Genomic DNA, 18,324 nt, shown 5'->3' with positions numbered 1-18,324 from the left:
ATTTTCCGGGAAAGGTAACATCCAAATTACTGATACAACGGCTTACCGTTGCTGTCTTTTACGCTGGTTTTCCATGCCGCGCGAACCTGCTCGACAACGCTGTCAGGTAAGGTTGCATAGTCCAGGTCTGTAGCCTCTTTACCACCTTTTTTATAAGCCCAGTCAAAGAACTTCAGCACTTCAATACCGCTTTCAGGTTTCTTCTGCTCTTTGTGAACCAAAATAAAAGTGGTAGAGGTGACAGGCCACGCATCAGCCCCTTTTTGATTAGTCAAATCCTGTGCAAAGGATTTGCTCCAGTCAGCCCCTTTAGCCGCATTGGAGAAGCTTTCTTCCGTTGGGCTAACAGGCTGACCATCTGCTGACACCAGTTTGGTGTAAGCCAGATTGTTTTGTTTGGCATAGGCGTATTCCACATAGCCAATTGCGCCAGGCAGGCGCTGTACAAATGCAGCAATACCATCGTTACCTTTACCGCCCAGACCAGTTGGCCACTTGACGGTTGTTCCGGTACCGACTTTCTCTTTCCACTCAGCATTGACTTTTGCAAGGTAGCTGGTGAAAACAAAAGAAGTGCCAGAACCATCCGCACGGCGAACCACTGCGATATTCTGAGCGGGCAGTTTCATGCCTGGATTGAGTTTGGCAATAGCTGGGTCATCCCACTTTTTAATATTGCCCAGATAGATATCGCCCAGTGTTTTACCATCCAGCACCAGTTCACCAGATTTAATACCCGGCAGGTTTACAGCCAAAACAACACCACCAATCACTGTCGGGAACTGGAACAAACCTTCTTTTTCCAGCCTTTCATCAGACAACGGGGCGTCAGATGCACCAAAGTCAACGGTATGAGCAGTAATTTGTTTTACACCACCAGATGAGCCAATTCCCTGGTAATTGACTTTGTTACCGGTTTCTTTTTGGTACGTGTCAGCCCATTTTGCGTAAACCGGTGCAGGAAACGTAGCTCCGGCTCCGGTCAGGCTGGCTGCTGCTAATGCAGAGAAAGCGCTCAGAGATAAGGTCGCGGCGACAACAGTTGCGACAGTGGTACGCATAATGTTCATAATGTCTCCAGCAGAGGTATTGAATCTGTTTTCTATTTAGAATGATTACGGTGTGCAAAATAGGACAAACAGATGACAGTAAAATGTATTAAATATTACAGTTTTATGACAACGAAAGATTTGGCTGTTTTTATCCTTATAGTTTATCCAGTTCGTCACCACCAACATGACGGAAATCCTGACCTTTAACGAAATAGAAGATAAACTCACAAATATTCTGACAACGGTCGCCAATACGCTCGATAGAACGTGCACAGAACAACGCAGTCAGAACACTGGGAATAGTGCGTGAATCTTCCATCATGTATGTCATTAGCTGGCGCACAATGCCTTCGTATTCCTGATCCACTTTTTTATCTTCACGATAAATACGCACCGCCTCATCAATGTCCATACGCGCAAACGCATCCAGTACATCGTGAAGCATTTGCACAGTGTGGCGCCCTAACGATTCCAGGCTGACCAACAAAGGCTGATGCTGCTGGGAAAACTTCTCCAGCGCTGTGCGGCAGATTTTATCTGCCACATCGCCAATACGTTCCAGTTCAGCAATGGTTTTAATGATGGCCATAACCAGACGTAAATCACTGGCGGCTGGCTGGCGTTTGGCGATGATGCGCACACAGGCTTCATCTATCTCCACTTCCATCATATTAACTTTTTTATCGCCTTCTACTACGTTTTTTGCCAGTTCGCTATCCTGGTTGTGCATTGCTGTAATGGCATCGGAAAGCTGCTGTTCAACCAGCCCACCCATCGCCATCACCTGGGTACGGATATGCTCCAGCTCGGCATTAAACTGACCAGAAATATGTTTGTTGAGATTGAGGTTATCCATTCAGAACTCCTTTATGCCCGACAGGCTTTGTCAGATTGCAACACACTTGCTTTACAGCAAAGCGGTGATAACACCGCCAAATGGGTTGCTTTTTCAGTTTCAACACTGCCAGACAAATCAACCATAACGGCCAGTGATGTAGTCTTCGGTTTGTTTCTTCTGCGGTGTGGTAAACAGGTTATCGGTATTACTGAACTCGATAAGCTCACCCAGATACATAAACGCAGTATAATCAGAACAACGCGCGGCCTGCTGCATATTGTGGGTAACAATAACCACGGTATAGTCCTGCTTGAGCTCCGTAATCAACTCTTCAATGCGCCCGGTGGAGATGGGATCCAGTGCAGAGCAGGGTTCGTCCAGCAGCAGTACTTCCGGGCGAATGGCAATACCACGCGCAATACACAGACGTTGCTGTTGACCACCAGATAAAGAGTAGCCGCTTTGGTGCAGTTTATCTTTGGTTTCCGTCCAAAGAGCCGCTTTGGTCAGTGCCCATTGCACACGCTCATCCATATCTGCGCGGGATAATTTTTCAAACAAACGTACACCAAACGCAATGTTATCGTAGATGGACATCGGGAAAGGTGTTGGTTTCTGGAACACCATACCGACTTTGGCACGCAACAACGCAATATCCTGCCTGTTGGTGAGAATATTGTCGCCATCTAACAAAATTTCCCCTTCAGCACGCTGTTCAGGGTAAAGCTCGAACATTTTGTTGAAGGTGCGCAGCAGCGTGGATTTACCGCAACCAGACGGGCCGATAAATGCCGTTACCTGGTTCTGAGCTATGTCCAGGTTGATGTTTTTCAGGGCATGGAATTTCCCGTAATAGAAGTCCAGATTACGCACCTGAATTTTGCCCGGGTTGTTGTCAGCCATACTCATGTATCTCTTTTCCTTATTCGCTGCCGCAAGATTGCAACTGCGACAACGCTCAAAATGAATTAACCGTGTTTACGCTTCGCAAACAGCACGCGAGCCAAAATATTCAGTAACAGGACGCACAGTGTGATAATCAAAACCCCGGCCCAGGCCAGTTGCTGCCATTCAGCAAAGGGGCTCATGGCGAACTTAAAGATAGTGACAGGTAAGTTCGCCAGCGGTTGCATCATATCGGTGCTCCAGAACTGGTTAGACAGCGCGGTAAACAGTAATGGCGCGGTTTCACCAGCAATACGGGCTACAGCCAACAACACCCCGGTAATAATCCCTGAGACAGACGCTTTCAGGGTGATAGCCCCAATCATTTTCCACTTGGGTGTACCCAGCGCATAAGCAGCTTCTCGCAGGCTGTCTGGCACCAGTTTCAGCATGTTTTCCGTAGTACGAATAACAATAGGTACCTGCAACAACGCGAGGGCAATCACACCCGCCCAACCGGAGAAGTGCTGCATTTGCGCCACCACAATAGTGTAAACAAACAGGCCAACCACAATAGAAGGCGCAGAGAGCAGGATATCGTTGATAAAACGAATAATCTCAGCCAGGACAGACTTGCGCCCATACTCCGCCAGGTAAACGCCCGCCAGAATACCTAATGGGGTACCTACAGCCGTTGCCCATAAAATAAGTAAGCCACTACCGGCAAGGGCATTAGCTAACCCACCACCAGGTGTGTTCGGTGGCGGTGTCATCTGGGTAAACAGTGCCAGCGACATGCCGTCTATCCCACGGGTAACGGTCGAGAACAGGATCCAGATCAGCCAGAACAAACCAAATGCCATGGTCGCCATGGACATGGTGAGAGCAATACGATTTTTAAAGCGGCGGCGAGCCTGCATTTTACGGCGAGTTTCCGCCAGCGCCTGGGCATTTTGCATCTCTAACGTTGCCATTAGCGTGCCCCCTCGTTCTTAGACAGACGCATTATCATGAGCTTAGATATCGCCAGTACAATAAAGGTGATAACAAACAGAATCAGGCCCAGTTCCATCAATGCCGCAACATGCAGGCCAGATTCCGCTTCAGCAAATTCGTTAGCCAGCGCGGAGGTGATACTGTTACCTGGCATATACAGAGAAGGGCTGTCCAGTTGGTAGGTATTCCCGATAATAAAGGTTACTGCCATGGTTTCACCCAGTGCGCGACCAAGCCCCAGCATCACCCCGCCGATCACCCCATTTTTGGTAAATGGCAGAACTATACGCCAGATAACCTCCCACGTTGTGCAGCCAATACCATAGGCAGACTCTTTCATTAGTGTGGGGGTTTGTTCGAACACATCGCGCATAACGGCAGCGATGTAAGGGATAATCATAATTGCCAGGATCACACCCGCAGCCAGGATCCCAATTCCGAAGGCCGGGCCTGAAAACAGTGCGCCAACAATAGGAACAGAAGAAAGGATGTCCCCCACGGGGGCCTGGAAATAGGTCGCAAACAGCGGTGCAAAGATAAACAACCCCCACATGCCATAAACAATACTGGGAATAGCCGCCAGCAATTCAATGGCAATACCCAGCGGGCGGCGCAACCAGCCCGGCGCGAGTTCAGTAAGAAATAACGCAATACCGAAACTCACTGGCACCGCAATCAGCAGAGCAATAAACGATGTAACCAGTGTGCCGTAAATGGGCACCAGCGCACCGTAAATATCATTCGGCGCATCCCAGTCTTTGGTCCACAGGAAGGAAAAGCCGAATTTCTGGATACTTGGCCATGAGGAAAAGATAAGGGAGACAATAATGCCACCCAGCAGAAATAACACAATCAGCGCAGCCAGTCTGACCAGTGCGCTGAAGATCATATCGCCCTTTTTGCCTGGGGGATTAAACGCAGGCTTTGTTGCAGCCATATATTACTCTTCTGATTGAGCCCGGAAAGCCAGCTATTATGCTGATTTTCCGGGAAAGGTAACATCCAAATTACTGATACAACGGCTTACCGTTGCTGTCTTTTACGCTGGTTTTCCATGCCGCGCGAACCTGCTCGACAACGCTGTCAGGTAAGGTTGCATAGTCCAGGTCTGTAGCCTCTTTACCACCTTTTTTATAAGCCCAGTCAAAGAACTTCAGCACTTCAATACCGCTTTCAGGTTTCTTCTGCTCTTTGTGAACCAAAATAAAAGTGGTAGAGGTGACAGGCCACGCATCAGCCCCTTTTTGATTAGTCAAATCCTGTGCAAAGGATTTGCTCCAGTCAGCCCCTTTAGCCGCATTGGAGAAGCTTTCTTCCGTTGGGCTAACAGGCTGACCATCTGCTGACACCAGTTTGGTGTAAGCCAGATTGTTTTGTTTGGCATAGGCGTATTCCACATAGCCAATTGCGCCAGGCAGGCGCTGTACAAATGCAGCAATACCATCGTTACCTTTACCGCCCAGACCAGTTGGCCACTTGACGGTTGTTCCGGTACCGACTTTCTCTTTCCACTCAGCATTGACTTTTGCAAGGTAGCTGGTGAAAACAAAAGAAGTGCCAGAACCATCCGCACGGCGAACCACTGCGATATTCTGAGCGGGCAGTTTCATGCCTGGATTGAGTTTGGCAATAGCTGGGTCATCCCACTTTTTAATATTGCCCAGATAGATATCGCCCAGTGTTTTACCATCCAGCACCAGTTCACCAGATTTAATACCCGGCAGGTTTACAGCCAAAACAACACCACCAATCACTGTCGGGAACTGGAACAAACCTTCTTTTTCCAGCCTTTCATCAGACAACGGGGCGTCAGATGCACCAAAGTCAACGGTATGAGCAGTAATTTGTTTTACACCACCAGATGAGCCAATTCCCTGGTAATTGACTTTGTTACCGGTTTCTTTTTGGTACGTGTCAGCCCATTTTGCGTAAACCGGTGCAGGAAACGTAGCTCCGGCTCCGGTCAGGCTGGCTGCTGCTAATGCAGAGAAAGCGCTCAGAGATAAGGTCGCGGCGACAACAGTTGCGACAGTGGTACGCATAATGTTCATAATGTCTCCAGCAGAGGTATTGAATCTGTTTTCTATTTAGAATGATTACGGTGTGCAAAATAGGACAAACAGATGACAGTAAAATGTATTAAATATTACAGTTTTATGACAACGAAAGATTTGGCTGTTTTTATCCTTATAGATCAAGGATAAACACTGTAATAAAAACATCATATTCTTGTCAGAGGAGTATAATTCATGCTCATCACCCCTGCTGATTATCCTCCTTATTTTTGATTTAAGGACAAAAACAGGGGCAAAAAAACAGGTTACAGGTCAGGCTTGTTTGATTTCTGGCTCACAGAAAACCGGGAAATTAAGCGAGTTAGCAATAAAGCAGTATTGATGCGCTTTATGATGCAGACTGCGGGCAAGTTCCACATCATCCTGAGCACGAATCGTCACGCAGGGTTTTAGCTGTATTTGAGTAAACCGCCCTTCCGGCTCCTCAACCATCGTACCTTCCGGGTTGTCGGTGTAGGACTGAACCACAATGCCGGCATCAGCACATAAATGCAGGTACCACAACTTGTGGCATGCAGATGTTGCCGCAACTAATAGTTCTTCCGGGTTCCAGCGGGCCGGGTCACCTAAAAAAGCAGGATCTGCTGACCCGGCAATGGCCGCTTTATCCCCATCTCCGGCACTAATGATATGGTCACGACTGTAGGTGCGGTAAGCAGATGTTCCTTCGCCTCTATTGCCCGTCCATTCGACATTAACAGTGTAATGATGCTGTACACGTTTCATCACGTTCTCCTTTTCAGACTCTTTTTGTGTGTTTAAAAGATAGTGTCTGAAAGGTAAAAAAGCCCATCCGAAGACAGGCTTTCTCTTTTTGGTAAGGCAGAATGAATAAAAAATTATTCGACGGTAACGGATTTTGCCAGATTACGCGGCTGATCCACATCGGTGCCTTTAATCAAGGCGACATGGTAAGCCAACAGCTGCAACGGAACAGTATAGAAGACAGGCGCAATCACTTCTTCAACATGTGGCAGAGAAATGATATGCATGTTGTCACTGCTGGCAAAACCAGCGTCCTGATCAGCAAACACATACAACTGGCCGCCACGGGCACGCACTTCTTCAATGTTGGATTTTAATTTTTCCAACAGATCGTTATTGGGCGCCACAACAATAACCGGCATATCTGCATCAATCAGCGCCAGCGGGCCATGTTTGAGTTCACCAGCCGCATAAGCTTCAGCGTGAATATAGGAGATCTCTTTCAGTTTAAGTGCGCCCTCGAGCGCAATTGGGTACTGATCGCCACGCCCAAGGAACAGCGCATGGTGCTTGTCTGAGAAATTCTCCGCCAGTGCTTCAATACGCTTGTCCTGGGAGAGCATTTGTTCAATGCGGTTTGGCAGTGCCTGCAAACCATGCACGATATTCTGCTCAACGGAAGCATCCAGGCCTTTCAGACGGGAGAGTTTACCCACCAGCATCAGTAATACTGTCAGTTGCGTGGTGAACGCTTTGGTGGATGCAACACCAATTTCAGTGCCAGCTTTGGTCATTAACGCCAGGTCAGATTCACGCACCAGAGAAGAGCCCGGTACGTTACAAATAGCCAGTGAACCCAGGTAACCCAGTTCTTTGGACAAACGCAATGCAGCCAGCGTATCAGCAGTTTCACCAGATTGTGAAAGTGTGATCATCAGGCTGTTATGCCGTACAGCAGATTTGCGGTAACGGAATTCAGATGCAATTTCGACATCACAAGGAATGCCCGCCAGCGACTCAAACCAGTAACGAGAAACCATTCCGGAGTTATAGGATGTGCCACAGGCGATAATTTGAATATGCTCAACCTGAGCAAGCAGCTCATCACCCTGTGGCCCCAGTTCGCTGAAATCAATGGCATTATGAGCAATACGACCAGTCAGCGTGCTTTTGATAGCATTGGGTTGTTCGTAGATCTCTTTTTGCATGTAATGGCGGTAAACGCCTTTATCACCGGCGTCATACTGCAGGCTGGATTCGATATCCGGACGGGTGACCTCTTTACCGGTGGTATCAAAAATCGTCACACTGCGGCGAGTCACTTCAGCGATATCGCCTTCTTCCAGAAAGATAAAACGGCGGGTCACTGGCAACAGCGCCAGTTGGTCAGAAGCAATAAAGTTTTCGCCCATACCCAGGCCAATCACCAGCGGGCTACCTGAGCGGGCTGCCAGCAGAGTGTCAGGATGGCGAATGTCCATAATGACCGTGCCATAAGCGCCACGTAGCTGCGGTATAGACCGCATTACCGCATCACGCAATGAACCACCCTGTTGCATTTCCCAGTGGACCAGGTGAGCGATAACTTCGGTGTCTGTTTCGGAAACAAAGACATAACCACGGGATACCAGTAATTCACGCAAAGGCTCGTGGTTTTCAATGATGCCGTTGTGAACCACAACAATGTAGTCAGAGACATGCGGGTGCGCATTGCTTTCTGAGGGTTCTCCATGAGTTGCCCAACGAGTGTGAGCAATACCGGTACCGCCATATAACGGGTGTTCTTCCGCTGCCTGTGCCAGCATTTGTACTTTTCCCAGGCGACGCAGACGCGTCATATGCCCTTCGTTATCCACGACAGCCAGACCGGCTGAGTCATACCCGCGGTATTCAAGACGACGTAATCCTTCGAGAAGGATTTCAGCAATATCACGTTGCGCGACCGCGCCAACAATTCCACACATAGTTTTTAGTCCTGATAATGGCATTACGCCATGCGTTGTCGCTGACCTGTATATCCGGTTTCCCGGTCCCCGAGCCTTGTAGAGAGTGGGGTTATATTTTTATTGCACGCATTTTGCGTGCGGGCGGGTTGTTTTTTTATCCTCGCCCTTCAACAGCGAACCGAAGCCCACTGCAGAGAATGCTGCTATTACTTCTTCTTAACCGGGCGAGACCAGCCAGCAATATGCCTTTGTGGTACCCGGGTTATCACCAGTTCATTTTCGCCTACATTACGCGTAACCGTTGTACCTGCGCCAATGGTTGCGCCTTTCGCGACACTGACAGGTGCCACCAATTGCGTATCTGAACCGACAAACACATCGTCACCAATGTGGGTCTGGTGCTTATTGGCACCATCGTAATTACAGGTGATAGTACCCGCGCCAATATTGACGTTGTTACCAATATCCGCATCGCCAAGGTAAGTCAGATGGCCTGCTTTTGAACCTTTACCCAGGCGTGCCTTTTTCATTTCAACAAAGTTACCGACATGGGCACCTTCACCCAGCACAGCTCCCGGGCGCAAGCGGGCAAACGGGCCAACAGTACAGGCAGGCGCCAGTTGTGCGTCTTCTATTACCGTGTACGGGCTGAGTTCGCAATCATCACCAATTACGCTGTTTTTAATAATACAACCCGCGCCAATTTTTACCCGATTGCCCAGTTTTACCTGGCCTTCGATGATAACGCCCGGGTCAATTTCTACATCGCGCCCATGTTCCAGACTACCACGCAAATCAAAACGAGCCGGATCCCGCAGCATCACCCCAGCCAGCAGTAAGCGCTCTGCATTCTCAGTTTGGTATACCCGCTCAAGGCGAGCCAGTTGCAGGCGGTTATTGACCCCTTCAACTTCACTCAGGCGAGCCGGATGCACTGCCTTAATCATGCGCCCTTCAGACCACGCCATAGCGATAATATCGGTAATATAATATTCGCCCTGGGCATTGTTATTGCTGAGATTCGCCAGCCAGCGTTTGAGGTCGCGACCACTGGCAACCAGAATTCCGGTGTTTATTTCCTGGATTTTCAGTTGTTCTTCACTGGCATCTTTTTGCTCAACAATACCGGTCACGTTGCCATTTTCACGGGTGATTCGCCCATAACCTGCAGGATTATCCAGGCTCACCGTTAACAGGCCAATCCCACCTTCAGGCTTCGCTTCACACAGTTTTTGCAGTGTTTCCACACTAATCAGCGGAACATCCCCGTACAGCATCAGGATATCTTCATCGTCCGCAAAAGCAGGGGCAGCCTGCTGCATTGCATGGCCCGTACCCAATTGCTCCGCCTGTAATACCCAGTTCAACCGGGGTTCGGTAAGTGTTTTCCTGAGCAAATCACCGCCATGCCCATAAACCAAATGAATGTGATTTGCTCCAATTTGGGTCGCGGCGTCAATAACATGCTGCACCATTGGCTTTCCAGCCAGATGATGAAGAACTTTCGGAAGGTCGGAATACATGCGGGTGCCTTTACCAGCGGCAAGGATAACCACGCTCATCGAACGATTTAACATAGGCGTCCTGACTAATTACGATGAAAGAAGTAAAACTATTTAGCGTTATAAATGCTACATATTTTGCATCATAAAACACATTGTTGCTAAATCCGCCATGGTTTTCCTCTTATTGCACAATATTGACTTTATTACCCGGTTAATTGCGTTAAAACGCTGTAAAAATCAGTAGTAACATGATGGTTTAACACTTATTTTTAGTTTCAAAATAAACAACCATTCCTGGCCAATAAAACAGCATTTCAAAAATCAACCTTTGTGATAAACATAAAAGAAACAGTGTTTCATTTTAGTAATAATGCGGGCAAATCAATACGGAGAGACAACAGTGTCAAAACTTCCTTTTGCCCTAACACTTTGTGGTGTGGTGCTTTCTGCACCGGTTTATGCCCAACAACAACCGCATATCTGGCATGCTATTACTTTTGGGCAATCCACAGATGTGAATTTTTCCTCTAATGTTCTGCCCGAAAAAGTGGGTGTTAATGATGTCACTATTGCGGGTAACAAACTGGATACCACCAGCAAAGCGGATTTATCCCAGCCAGTAACCATCGAAAGCCGGGGTGGGAAAATTGCCAACTCCCACGATGGACTGACATTTTTCTATACCCAACTCCCGGCAGATCAAAACTTCTCTTTGCAGGCCACTGTCACTGTGAATCAGTTTGGCCCGGAAAATGGTGCCAAACCTGCGGCTCAGGAAGGAGCAGGGTTACTGGTACGCGATATTCTGGGTAAACCTCGCCAGAACCCATTAAAACCCGGTTATGAAGAGTTTCCTGCGGCATCCAATATGGTTATGAATGCCATTATGACCCAGGACCGCAAAGATACTGACCATGTAAAAATACAGGCAATGTATCGCCAGGGTGTATCCCAGCCATGGGGTAATGCTGGTGCGGCTATCACGAAGAAAAGTTACAAAGAACAAATCAGCCTGGCGAAAACAGGGACTTTCCGCCTTAAATTACAGCGCACTAATGATGGCTATATTACCTCCTGGGCACCAGCAGGAAGTAATGACTGGGTAAGCCAGCAAGTAAAAGGCGCAGACAGTGTAACAGTGCAGGATAAGCAACATTATTACGTGGGGTTCTTTGCTTCGCGTAATGCCAAAATCACCATTTCAGATGCCACGCTGACTACCACCCCCGCAGAGACCAAAGCATCTCCGGCCTGGGTGGCAAAACCCTGGCCTGTCGTGGCGCAAATTGCATCTTCTGATAAATCTTCCGGTAATGACTATGTGGTACAGGCCCGGGCCAATTACGATGGCACCTGGTCAGTTACACAAAATGAAGTGGTGATCGGGGCTAATAAAACCGTAAAAGCCGGGGAGATGATGACTCAACCCACATCTCTTGCGAACGGCAACCAGTTTTCCCTGGCCTTCACACCTGCAAATGCACCAGACAAGTCTGTGGTCCAAAAGCTGGTGGTAGAAAAAATAGCACTCAGCTCCAGTGAACGTATTTATGCTGGCCCTCAGGGAAAAGCAGATAACGCCGGGACATCAGTTTCACCGCTCGATTTAGCCTCCGCGGTTAATATGCTGCCGCCAGGTGGCACGCTTGTGCTGTTACCGGGTGATTACGCCGGTATCACTATTCCAATTTCAGCCAGTGGGCTGGCAGATAAGCCCAAAACACTGGAGGCCGAGGGTAAAGCGGTTATTCATGGTGTGTTACTGGAAGCCAGTTACTGGAACATTAAAGGCATTGATGTTACAGACAAGAGTCTGCGGATTACCGGTAGTCATAACCTGGTTGAGAATGTAACGGCTTACCATAATGATGACACGGGTATTCAAATCTCTTCGCCAGATAAGATTGGTCGCCCACTATGGGCCAGTTATAACCGTATTGTTAACTCTGAATCATGGGGTAATGAAGACCCGGGCAAAATCAATGCCGATGGGTTTGCAGTGAAAATGCGCGTAGGGGAAGGGAACCGTCTGGAGGGTTGTTACGCCCACAATAACGTGGATGATGGTTTTGATTTGTTCAACAAAATTGAAGACGGTCCGAACGGGGTTGTGGTTATCGAAAATTCCATTGCCCGCAACAACACCAGTAACGGTTTCAAACTCGGTGGTGAAGGCCAACCAGTCGCTCACCAGATTCGTAACAGTATCGCTATAGGTAACCACCTGGACGGTTTCACCGATAACTTTAACCCCGGGCGCTTAATCGTTGAAAACAATACAGCAATGGATAACCAGCGCTTTAACTTTATCTTCCGCCCAAGCCCTTACGGTGGGCCTGAAACGCAGGGAGTATTCAAAGGCAACAAATCACTGCGCACCGCGCCAGCTAAGTATGACGACGCAGTTACTGGTGACGTGGATAAATCAAATTACTTTATCCATCAGGGGAAAAGTGTGAACAGTGCTGGTAAGGAGATTAAGGCAACAGATTTTTTATCACTAACGATGCCTGAACCACTGCTACGTAAGCCGGATGGTACGTTTGATTTGGGGTCATTCCTGCAGAAAAAATAAACCTGCTTAATACATGCAAAAGGTCGCCATCAGGGCGACCTTTTTTATATCCGGATATCTTCGCAAAGCTATGTTTTGGCAGTCTGGCGAAGAACAACTATCACAGATGGAAAGTACCAAATGAGAAACTCATGTTATTAAAAATAGCGATGATTTTGTTAATCAGTTTCATGGTGGCATCCTAATCGGTGAATTAAATTTTGTGACTCATCTCACAAAAAAAGTGTACGCTTCTTGTTCATCACGATCAAGAATTTTGAGACACAGATCACATAAAAAAGAAAAAGTGTTTTATTTCCAATATTCACCTGACTTCCGCTCGCAATAAAAAAGCCAGCCGGGTTGCCCAGGCTGGCTTTTTACGTGCTTCAAGCCGGTGTTACATCGCTTTTTTAGTCAATTCAATAACACGCAGTTTCGCGATGGCTTTCGCCAGCTCAGCAGAAGCTTGTGCGTAATCCACGTCACCGTGAGAATTACGAATGTGATCTTCTGCTCTGCGTTTCGATTCCATGGCTCTGGCTTCATCCAGATCCTGGCCGCGAATTGCCGTATCAGCCAGCACGGTTACCGTGCCAGGCTGTACTTCCAGAATGCCGCCAGAAAGATAGATAAACTCTTCATGGCCATGCTGTTTAACGATGCGGATCATACCAGGCTTAATGGCAGTAAGCAGCGGAGCGTGCCCCGGGTAAATACCCAGTTCACCTTCACTACCTGTAACCTGGATTTTCTCAACCAGACCAGTAAACATCTGCTGTTCTGCGCTGACGACATCCAGGTGGTAAGTCATAGCCATATCACCCTCCGATTACGGCGTTAAAGTTTCTTGGCTTTTTCCACGGCTTCGTCGATGGAACCAACCATGTAGAACGCTTGTTCCGGCAGGTGATCGTATTCACCGTCCATAATGCCTTTAAAGCCACGGATGGTATCTTTCAGCGAAACGTATTTACCCGGAGAACCAGTAAAGACTTCTGCCACGAAGAACGGCTGAGACAGGAAGCGCTGAATTTTACGCGCGCGAGCTACCACCAGCTTATCTTCTTCTGACAGTTCATCCATCCCCAGAATGGCGATGATGTCTTTCAGTTCCTGGTAACGTTGCAGAATAGACTGCACGCCACGGGCAACATCATAGTGTTCCTGACCAACAACCAGTGGGTCCAGCTGACGGCTGGTTGAGTCCAGCGGGTCAACTGCCGGGTAGATACCCAGAGAAGCTATCTGACGGCTCAGTACCACGGTTGCGTCAAGGTGCGCAAAGGTGGTGGCTGGTGACGGGTCAGTCAAGTCATCCGCAGGTACGTATACCGCCTGTACGGAGGTAATAGAACCGGTTTTGGTTGAAGTGATACGTTCCTGAAGAACACCCATTTCTTCCGCCAGTGTTGGCTGATAACCTACCGCGGAAGGCATACGGCCCAGCAGAGCGGATACTTCTGTACCGGCCAGGGTATAACGATAGATGTTATCGACGAACAGCAGAACGTCACGGCCTTCGTCACGGAATTTCTCAGCCATGGTCAGGCCGGTCAGTGCAACGCGCAGACGGTTTCCCGGCGGCTCGTTCATCTGGCCGTAAACCAGGGATACTTTATCCAGAACGTTGGAATCGGTCATTTCGTGGTAGAAGTCGTTACCTTCACGGGTACGTTCACCAACGCCCGCAAACACTGAGTAACCGGAGTGTTCGATCGCGATGTTACGGATCAGCTCCATCATGTTTACGGTTTTACCTACACCAGCACCACCGAACAGACCAACTTTACCGCCTTTTGCAAACGGGCAAATCAGGTCGATAACTTTGATACCAGTTTCCAGCAGATCCTGGGAGTTAGCCAGGTCTTCGTAACTCGGTGCTTCACGGTGAATAGCCCAACGTTCTTCTTCGCCGATGTCGCCTTTCATGTCGACCGGCTCGCCCAGTACGTTCATGATACGGCCAAGTGTTGCTTTACCAACCGGGACTTCAATCGGGTGTTCAAGGTCTTTCGCTTCCAGGCCACGACGCAGACCGTCGGAAGAACCCATTGCGATAGTACGAACAACACCACCACCCAGCTGCTGCTGAACTTCCAGCACCAGGCGCTCTTTACCATTCATTACCTCAAGGGCATCGTACACTCTTGGTACGGCATCCTGAGGAAACTCGACGTCCACCACGGCGCCGATTACCTGGATAATCTTTCCAGTTGCCATCTTGAATCCTCTACGTAATTCGTAAACCTGGTTAAACCGCGGCGGCCCCCGAGACAATCTCGGTGAGTTCCTGAGTAATGCTGGCCTGACGAGCTTTGTTGTAAACCAACTGCAGCTCTTTGATCAGGTTGCCGCCATTATCGGTTGCAGCTTTCATCGCAACCATACGTGCGGCCTGTTCGCTGGCCAGGTTTTCTACCACGCCCTGATAAACTTGCGATTCGACATAACGGCGCAACAGGGTATCCAGCAGCGCTTTCGGATCAGGTTCGTACAGGTAATCCCAGGATTTACGTTTTAAATCACCATCTTCTGATGCCGGTAAAGGCAGCAGCTGAGTGATGGTCGGAACCTGAGACATGGTGTTAATAAATTTGTTGCTGACAACATAAAGCTTGTCCAGACGGCCTTCATCGTAGGCCTGCAACATCACCTTAACCGGACCGATCAGTTCTGACAGAGCAGGGTTATCCCCCATGCCTGTTACCTGTGCAACGACACTGCCGCCAACAGAATTAAAGAAAGAAACACCTTTAGAGCCAATCAGTGCTAAATCACTCTGAATGCCTTTCTCAGACAATTCTTTCATTTCGTTGAGCAACTTTTTGAACAAGTTAATGTTCAAGCCGCCACACAGACCACGGTCAGTCGACACTACCAGAAAACCCACGCGTTTTACGTCGCGCTCTTCCAGGTAAGGGTGCTTGTATTCCAGATTACCATTAGCAAGGTGACCAATCACTTTGCGCATGGTCTCTGCATAAGGACGGCTGGACGCCATGCGCTCCTGCGATTTACGCATTTTGGAAGCGGCGACCATCTCCATCGCTTTAGTGATCTTTTGCGTGTTCTGGACGCTTGCGATCTTACTACGTATCTCTTTTGCGCCGGCCATGAGCTTCTCCTCAATGCCTAACGGCTTGCCCCGAGAGACAAGCCGCAGACGTTACCAGGACTGGGTTGCTTTGAAGGAATCGAGGATGCCTTTCAGCTTTCCTTCGATTTCATCGTTGTAAGACCCAGTTTGGTCGATTTCTTGCATCAGCGGAGCGTGCTCACGGTCAACGTATGCCAGCAGTGCAGCTTCGAAGCTACCGACTTTCGCCAGCTCGACGTCACTGAGGTAACCACGTTCAGCCGCGAACAGAACCAGAGACTGCTGCGCAACGGACATCGGCGCATACTGTTTCTGTTTCAGCAACTCGGTTACTTTCTGGCCGTGATCCAACTGCTTACGCGTTGCATCATCAAGGTCAGAAGCAAACTGGGAGAACGCCGCCAGTTCACGATACTGTGCCAGTGCGGTACGAATACCACCGGACAGTTTTTTCATGATCTTGGTCTGCGCTGCACCACCCACACGGGATACAGAGATACCCGGGTTAACTGCCGGACGAATACCGGAGTTGAACAGGTTGGTTTCCAGGAAGATCTGACCATCTGTAATAGAAATTACGTTGGTCGGAACGAATGCGGAAACGTCACCCGCCTGGGTTTCGATAATCGGCAATGCGGTCAGTGAACCGGTTTTCCCTTTAACTTCACCTTTAGTGAAAGCTTCAACGTATTCAGCGTTTACACGCGCAGCACGTTCCAGCAAACGGGAGTGCAGGTAGAATACGTCGCCTGGGAATGCTTCACGTCCAGGCGGACGACGAAGCAGCAGAGAAATCTGACGGTAAGCGACAGCCTGTTTGGACAGGTCATCATAAACAATCAGGGAGTCTTCGCCGCGGTCACGGAAGTATTCACCCATTGCACAACCGGCATAAGGTGCCAGGTATTGCAGTGCAGCAGATTCAGACGCAGAAGCAACAACCACAACGGTGTTTTTCAGTGCGCCATGTTCTTCCAGTTTACGAACCACGTTAGCAATGGTGGACGCTTTCTGGCCGATAGCCACGTACACACATTTGATACCGGAATCACGCTGGTTGATGATGGCATCGACAGCCAGAGCAGTTTTACCCGTCTGACGGTCACCGATGATCAACTCACGCTGACCACGACCGATTGGAATCATGGCATCGACAGATTTATAACCGGTCTGTACAGGCTGGTCGACAGACTGACGTTCGATAACGCCAGGCGCGATAGCTTCAACAGGTGAGAAGCCATCGTGTTCAACCGGGCCTTTACCATCAATAGGTTCACCCAGGGTGTTAACAACACGACCCAGCAGGCCATTACCTACCGGTACTTCAAGAATACGGCCAGTACACTTAACTTTCATGCCTTCGGCAAGGTCAGCATACGGACCCATCACAACTGCACCTACGGAGTCGCGCTCCAGGTTCAGTGCGATAGCGTAACGGTTGCCCGGCAGAGAGATCATTTCACCCTGCATTACCTCGGCCAGGCCGTGGATACGGATAACACCGTCACTTACAGAAACAATAGTACCTTCGTTGTGAGCTTCACTCACCACGTTGAACTGAGCAATGCGCTGCTTGATCAGTTCGCTGATTTCGGTGGAATTCAGTTGCATGCTCCAGTCCCCTTAAGACTGCAAGACGTCTGCCAGGCGTTCAAGACGACCACGGACGCTACCGTCAATGACCATATCACCCGCACGAATGACAATACCTGCCATTACAGACTTATCAATTTTGCAATTCAGCTTCACTTTGCGAGACAGACGTTTTTCCATCGCGGCGCTAATTTTCGAAAGCTGTTCTTCGCTTAACGCGCTGGCTGAAGTCACATCAACTTCAACTGTGGCCTCAAGGGCTGCGCGCAACAGAACAAACTGCTCAAGAACATCAGGAAGAACCGACAGACGCCCATTTTCAGCCATTACCTTAATCAGGTTTTGGGCATGGGTATCTACCTGGTCACCACAAATAGCGATAAACGATGCAGCCAGTGTTTCAGGTGCCAGTGCACCTGAAATCAGCCCAGCCACCTGTTCGTTCTTGGACACCTCTGCGGCAAACGCCAGCATTTCCTGCCAGCGATCCACATTCTGGTGTTCAACCGCAAAGTCAAAAGCTGCTTTGGCGTAGGGGCGAGCTACAGTAACAAATTCAGACATCAGCCCCTCCCTCCTTACAGTTCAGCGACCAGTTTATCAACGATGTCGCTGTTAGCAGCTTCATCCACGGAACGTTCAATAATCTTCTCGGCACCAACGATAGCCAGTTGAGCGACTTGCTTACGCAGTTCCTCGCGGGCACGTTTACGTTCAGCGTCGATTTCGGCCTGAGCCTGTGCCACGATTTTGTTACGTTCCTGTTCTGCTTCCGCTTTTGCTTCTTCCAGAATCTGAGAACGGCGCTTGTTCGCCTGCTCAACAATGACCTGAGCTTCAGCTTTCGCTTTTTTCAGCTGGTCGGTCGCGTTGGCCTGTGCAAGGTCAAGGTCCTTTTTAGCTCGTTCGGCTGAAGCAAGTCCGTCAGCAATTTCTTTTTGACGTTTTTCAATGGCAGCCATTAACGGCGGCCAGACATACTTCATGCAGAACAGAACAAACAGGACAAACGCGATGGCCTGGCCGAGGATTGTTGCGTTAAGATTCACAGCACAATGCCTCTTATCTAGTTAAT

General features: G+C 48.9%; 16 protein-coding genes. 1 reads left to right on the top strand and 15 read right to left on the bottom strand.

What is annotated here, in order from left to right:
* Window positions 1-26: 26 nt before the first annotated feature.
* From pstS (MPHASIOC01_RS27560) to glmU, 9 genes are all read right to left on the bottom strand, one after another.
* Window positions 27-1,070: a phosphate ABC transporter substrate-binding protein PstS gene (pstS, locus tag MPHASIOC01_RS27560; protein ID WP_064597242.1), complete on the bottom strand. Its 1,044-nt coding sequence runs from the start codon at window positions 1,068-1,070 to the stop codon at window positions 27-29.
* A 136-nt stretch (window positions 1,071-1,206) separates the two neighbouring features.
* A complete protein-coding gene (gene phoU, locus MPHASIOC01_RS27555) occupies window positions 1,207-1,908 on the bottom strand; it encodes a phosphate signaling complex protein PhoU (protein WP_353613669.1) in 702 nt (233 codons plus the stop codon).
* A 117-nt stretch (window positions 1,909-2,025) separates the two neighbouring features.
* Entirely contained in the window at window positions 2,026-2,799 is a 774-nt protein-coding gene (gene pstB / locus MPHASIOC01_RS27550; protein WP_036113974.1) for a phosphate ABC transporter ATP-binding protein PstB, read from the bottom strand.
* A 59-nt stretch (window positions 2,800-2,858) separates the two neighbouring features.
* A complete protein-coding gene (gene pstA, locus MPHASIOC01_RS27545) occupies window positions 2,859-3,749 on the bottom strand; it encodes a phosphate ABC transporter permease PstA (RefSeq protein ID WP_064597245.1) in 891 nt (296 codons plus the stop codon).
* Window positions 3,749-4,708: a phosphate ABC transporter permease PstC gene (gene pstC, locus MPHASIOC01_RS27540; protein WP_064597243.1), complete on the bottom strand. Its 960-nt coding sequence runs from the start codon at window positions 4,706-4,708 to the stop codon at window positions 3,749-3,751. The genes pstA and pstC overlap by 1 nt, the downstream gene beginning before the upstream one ends.
* A gap of 70 nt (window positions 4,709-4,778) precedes the next feature.
* Entirely contained in the window at window positions 4,779-5,822 is a 1,044-nt protein-coding gene (gene pstS / locus MPHASIOC01_RS27535) for a phosphate ABC transporter substrate-binding protein PstS (protein ID WP_064597242.1), read from the bottom strand.
* Between the two features lie 276 nt (window positions 5,823-6,098).
* Window positions 6,099-6,572 (bottom strand): OsmC family protein, encoded by a 474-nt coding sequence (locus tag MPHASIOC01_RS27530; protein WP_064597241.1) that lies wholly within the window; start codon window positions 6,570-6,572, stop codon window positions 6,099-6,101.
* A 113-nt stretch (window positions 6,573-6,685) separates the two neighbouring features.
* Complete coding sequence (glmS, locus tag MPHASIOC01_RS27525) at window positions 6,686-8,515, bottom strand: glutamine--fructose-6-phosphate transaminase (isomerizing) (protein ID WP_064597240.1); 1,830 nt, start codon at window positions 8,513-8,515, stop codon at window positions 6,686-6,688.
* Window positions 8,516-8,703: 188 nt separating this feature from the next.
* On the bottom strand, window positions 8,704-10,074 hold the full coding sequence (gene glmU, locus MPHASIOC01_RS27520; RefSeq protein WP_353613668.1) for a bifunctional UDP-N-acetylglucosamine diphosphorylase/glucosamine-1-phosphate N-acetyltransferase GlmU: 1,371 nt from the start codon (window positions 10,072-10,074) through the stop codon (window positions 8,704-8,706).
* 328 nt (window positions 10,075-10,402) lie between these two features.
* Between glmU and MPHASIOC01_RS27515 the strand changes: the two genes are divergently transcribed.
* Window positions 10,403-12,577, top strand: a complete 2,175-nt coding sequence (locus tag MPHASIOC01_RS27515; RefSeq protein WP_405027746.1) for a right-handed parallel beta-helix repeat-containing protein — start codon at window positions 10,403-10,405, stop codon at window positions 12,575-12,577.
* A gap of 379 nt (window positions 12,578-12,956) precedes the next feature.
* Here the strand turns inward: MPHASIOC01_RS27515 and MPHASIOC01_RS27510 are convergent, their stop codons facing one another.
* From MPHASIOC01_RS27510 to atpF, 6 genes are read right to left on the bottom strand one after another with little or no spacing between them, the layout of a single operon-like run.
* Window positions 12,957-13,376: a F0F1 ATP synthase subunit epsilon gene (locus tag MPHASIOC01_RS27510; RefSeq protein ID WP_036113995.1), complete on the bottom strand. Its 420-nt coding sequence runs from the start codon at window positions 13,374-13,376 to the stop codon at window positions 12,957-12,959.
* 20 nt (window positions 13,377-13,396) lie between these two features.
* A complete protein-coding gene (gene atpD / locus MPHASIOC01_RS27505; protein ID WP_064597235.1) occupies window positions 13,397-14,779 on the bottom strand; it encodes a F0F1 ATP synthase subunit beta in 1,383 nt (460 codons plus the stop codon).
* A 31-nt stretch (window positions 14,780-14,810) separates the two neighbouring features.
* On the bottom strand, window positions 14,811-15,674 hold the full coding sequence (atpG, locus tag MPHASIOC01_RS27500) for a F0F1 ATP synthase subunit gamma (RefSeq protein WP_064597233.1): 864 nt from the start codon (window positions 15,672-15,674) through the stop codon (window positions 14,811-14,813).
* A gap of 51 nt (window positions 15,675-15,725) precedes the next feature.
* Window positions 15,726-17,267 (bottom strand): F0F1 ATP synthase subunit alpha, encoded by a 1,542-nt coding sequence (gene atpA, locus MPHASIOC01_RS27495; protein WP_064597231.1) that lies wholly within the window; start codon window positions 17,265-17,267, stop codon window positions 15,726-15,728.
* A 12-nt stretch (window positions 17,268-17,279) separates the two neighbouring features.
* The gene (gene atpH, locus MPHASIOC01_RS27490; RefSeq protein ID WP_064597229.1) at window positions 17,280-17,813 is read right to left on the bottom strand and encodes a F0F1 ATP synthase subunit delta; all 534 of its coding nucleotides are present in this window, start codon (window positions 17,811-17,813) and stop codon (window positions 17,280-17,282) included.
* A gap of 14 nt (window positions 17,814-17,827) precedes the next feature.
* Entirely contained in the window at window positions 17,828-18,298 is a 471-nt protein-coding gene (gene atpF / locus MPHASIOC01_RS27485; protein WP_036114010.1) for a F0F1 ATP synthase subunit B, read from the bottom strand.
* Window positions 18,299-18,324 lie beyond the last annotated feature (26 nt).

Source organism: Mangrovibacter phragmitis (assembly GCF_040429585.1).
Taxonomy (GTDB): domain Bacteria; phylum Pseudomonadota; class Gammaproteobacteria; order Enterobacterales; family Enterobacteriaceae; genus Mangrovibacter; species Mangrovibacter phragmitis.
Note: the sequence above shows the minus strand (reverse complement) of the source record. Positions and strands in the feature narration are given on the sequence as shown.

Coding starts and splice junctions, on each gene's coding strand:
- pstS (WP_064597242.1), bottom strand. CDS start 1,070: ATGAACATTATGCGTACCACTGTCGCAACTGTTGTCGCCGCGACCTTA.
- phoU (WP_353613669.1), bottom strand. CDS start 1,908: ATGGATAACCTCAATCTCAACAAACATATTTCTGGTCAGTTTAATGCC.
- pstB (WP_036113974.1), bottom strand. CDS start 2,799: ATGAGTATGGCTGACAACAACCCGGGCAAAATTCAGGTGCGTAATCTG.
- pstA (WP_064597245.1), bottom strand. CDS start 3,749: ATGGCAACGTTAGAGATGCAAAATGCCCAGGCGCTGGCGGAAACTCGC.
- pstC (WP_064597243.1), bottom strand. CDS start 4,708: ATGGCTGCAACAAAGCCTGCGTTTAATCCCCCAGGCAAAAAGGGCGAT.
- pstS (WP_064597242.1), bottom strand. CDS start 5,822: ATGAACATTATGCGTACCACTGTCGCAACTGTTGTCGCCGCGACCTTA.
- MPHASIOC01_RS27530 (WP_064597241.1), bottom strand. CDS start 6,572: ATGAAACGTGTACAGCATCATTACACTGTTAATGTCGAATGGACGGGC.
- glmS (WP_064597240.1), bottom strand. CDS start 8,515: ATGTGTGGAATTGTTGGCGCGGTCGCGCAACGTGATATTGCTGAAATC.
- glmU (WP_353613668.1), bottom strand. CDS start 10,074: ATGTTAAATCGTTCGATGAGCGTGGTTATCCTTGCCGCTGGTAAAGGC.
- MPHASIOC01_RS27510 (WP_036113995.1), bottom strand. CDS start 13,376: ATGGCTATGACTTACCACCTGGATGTCGTCAGCGCAGAACAGCAGATG.
- atpD (WP_064597235.1), bottom strand. CDS start 14,779: ATGGCAACTGGAAAGATTATCCAGGTAATCGGCGCCGTGGTGGACGTC.
- atpG (WP_064597233.1), bottom strand. CDS start 15,674: ATGGCCGGCGCAAAAGAGATACGTAGTAAGATCGCAAGCGTCCAGAAC.
- atpA (WP_064597231.1), bottom strand. CDS start 17,267: ATGCAACTGAATTCCACCGAAATCAGCGAACTGATCAAGCAGCGCATT.
- atpH (WP_064597229.1), bottom strand. CDS start 17,813: ATGTCTGAATTTGTTACTGTAGCTCGCCCCTACGCCAAAGCAGCTTTT.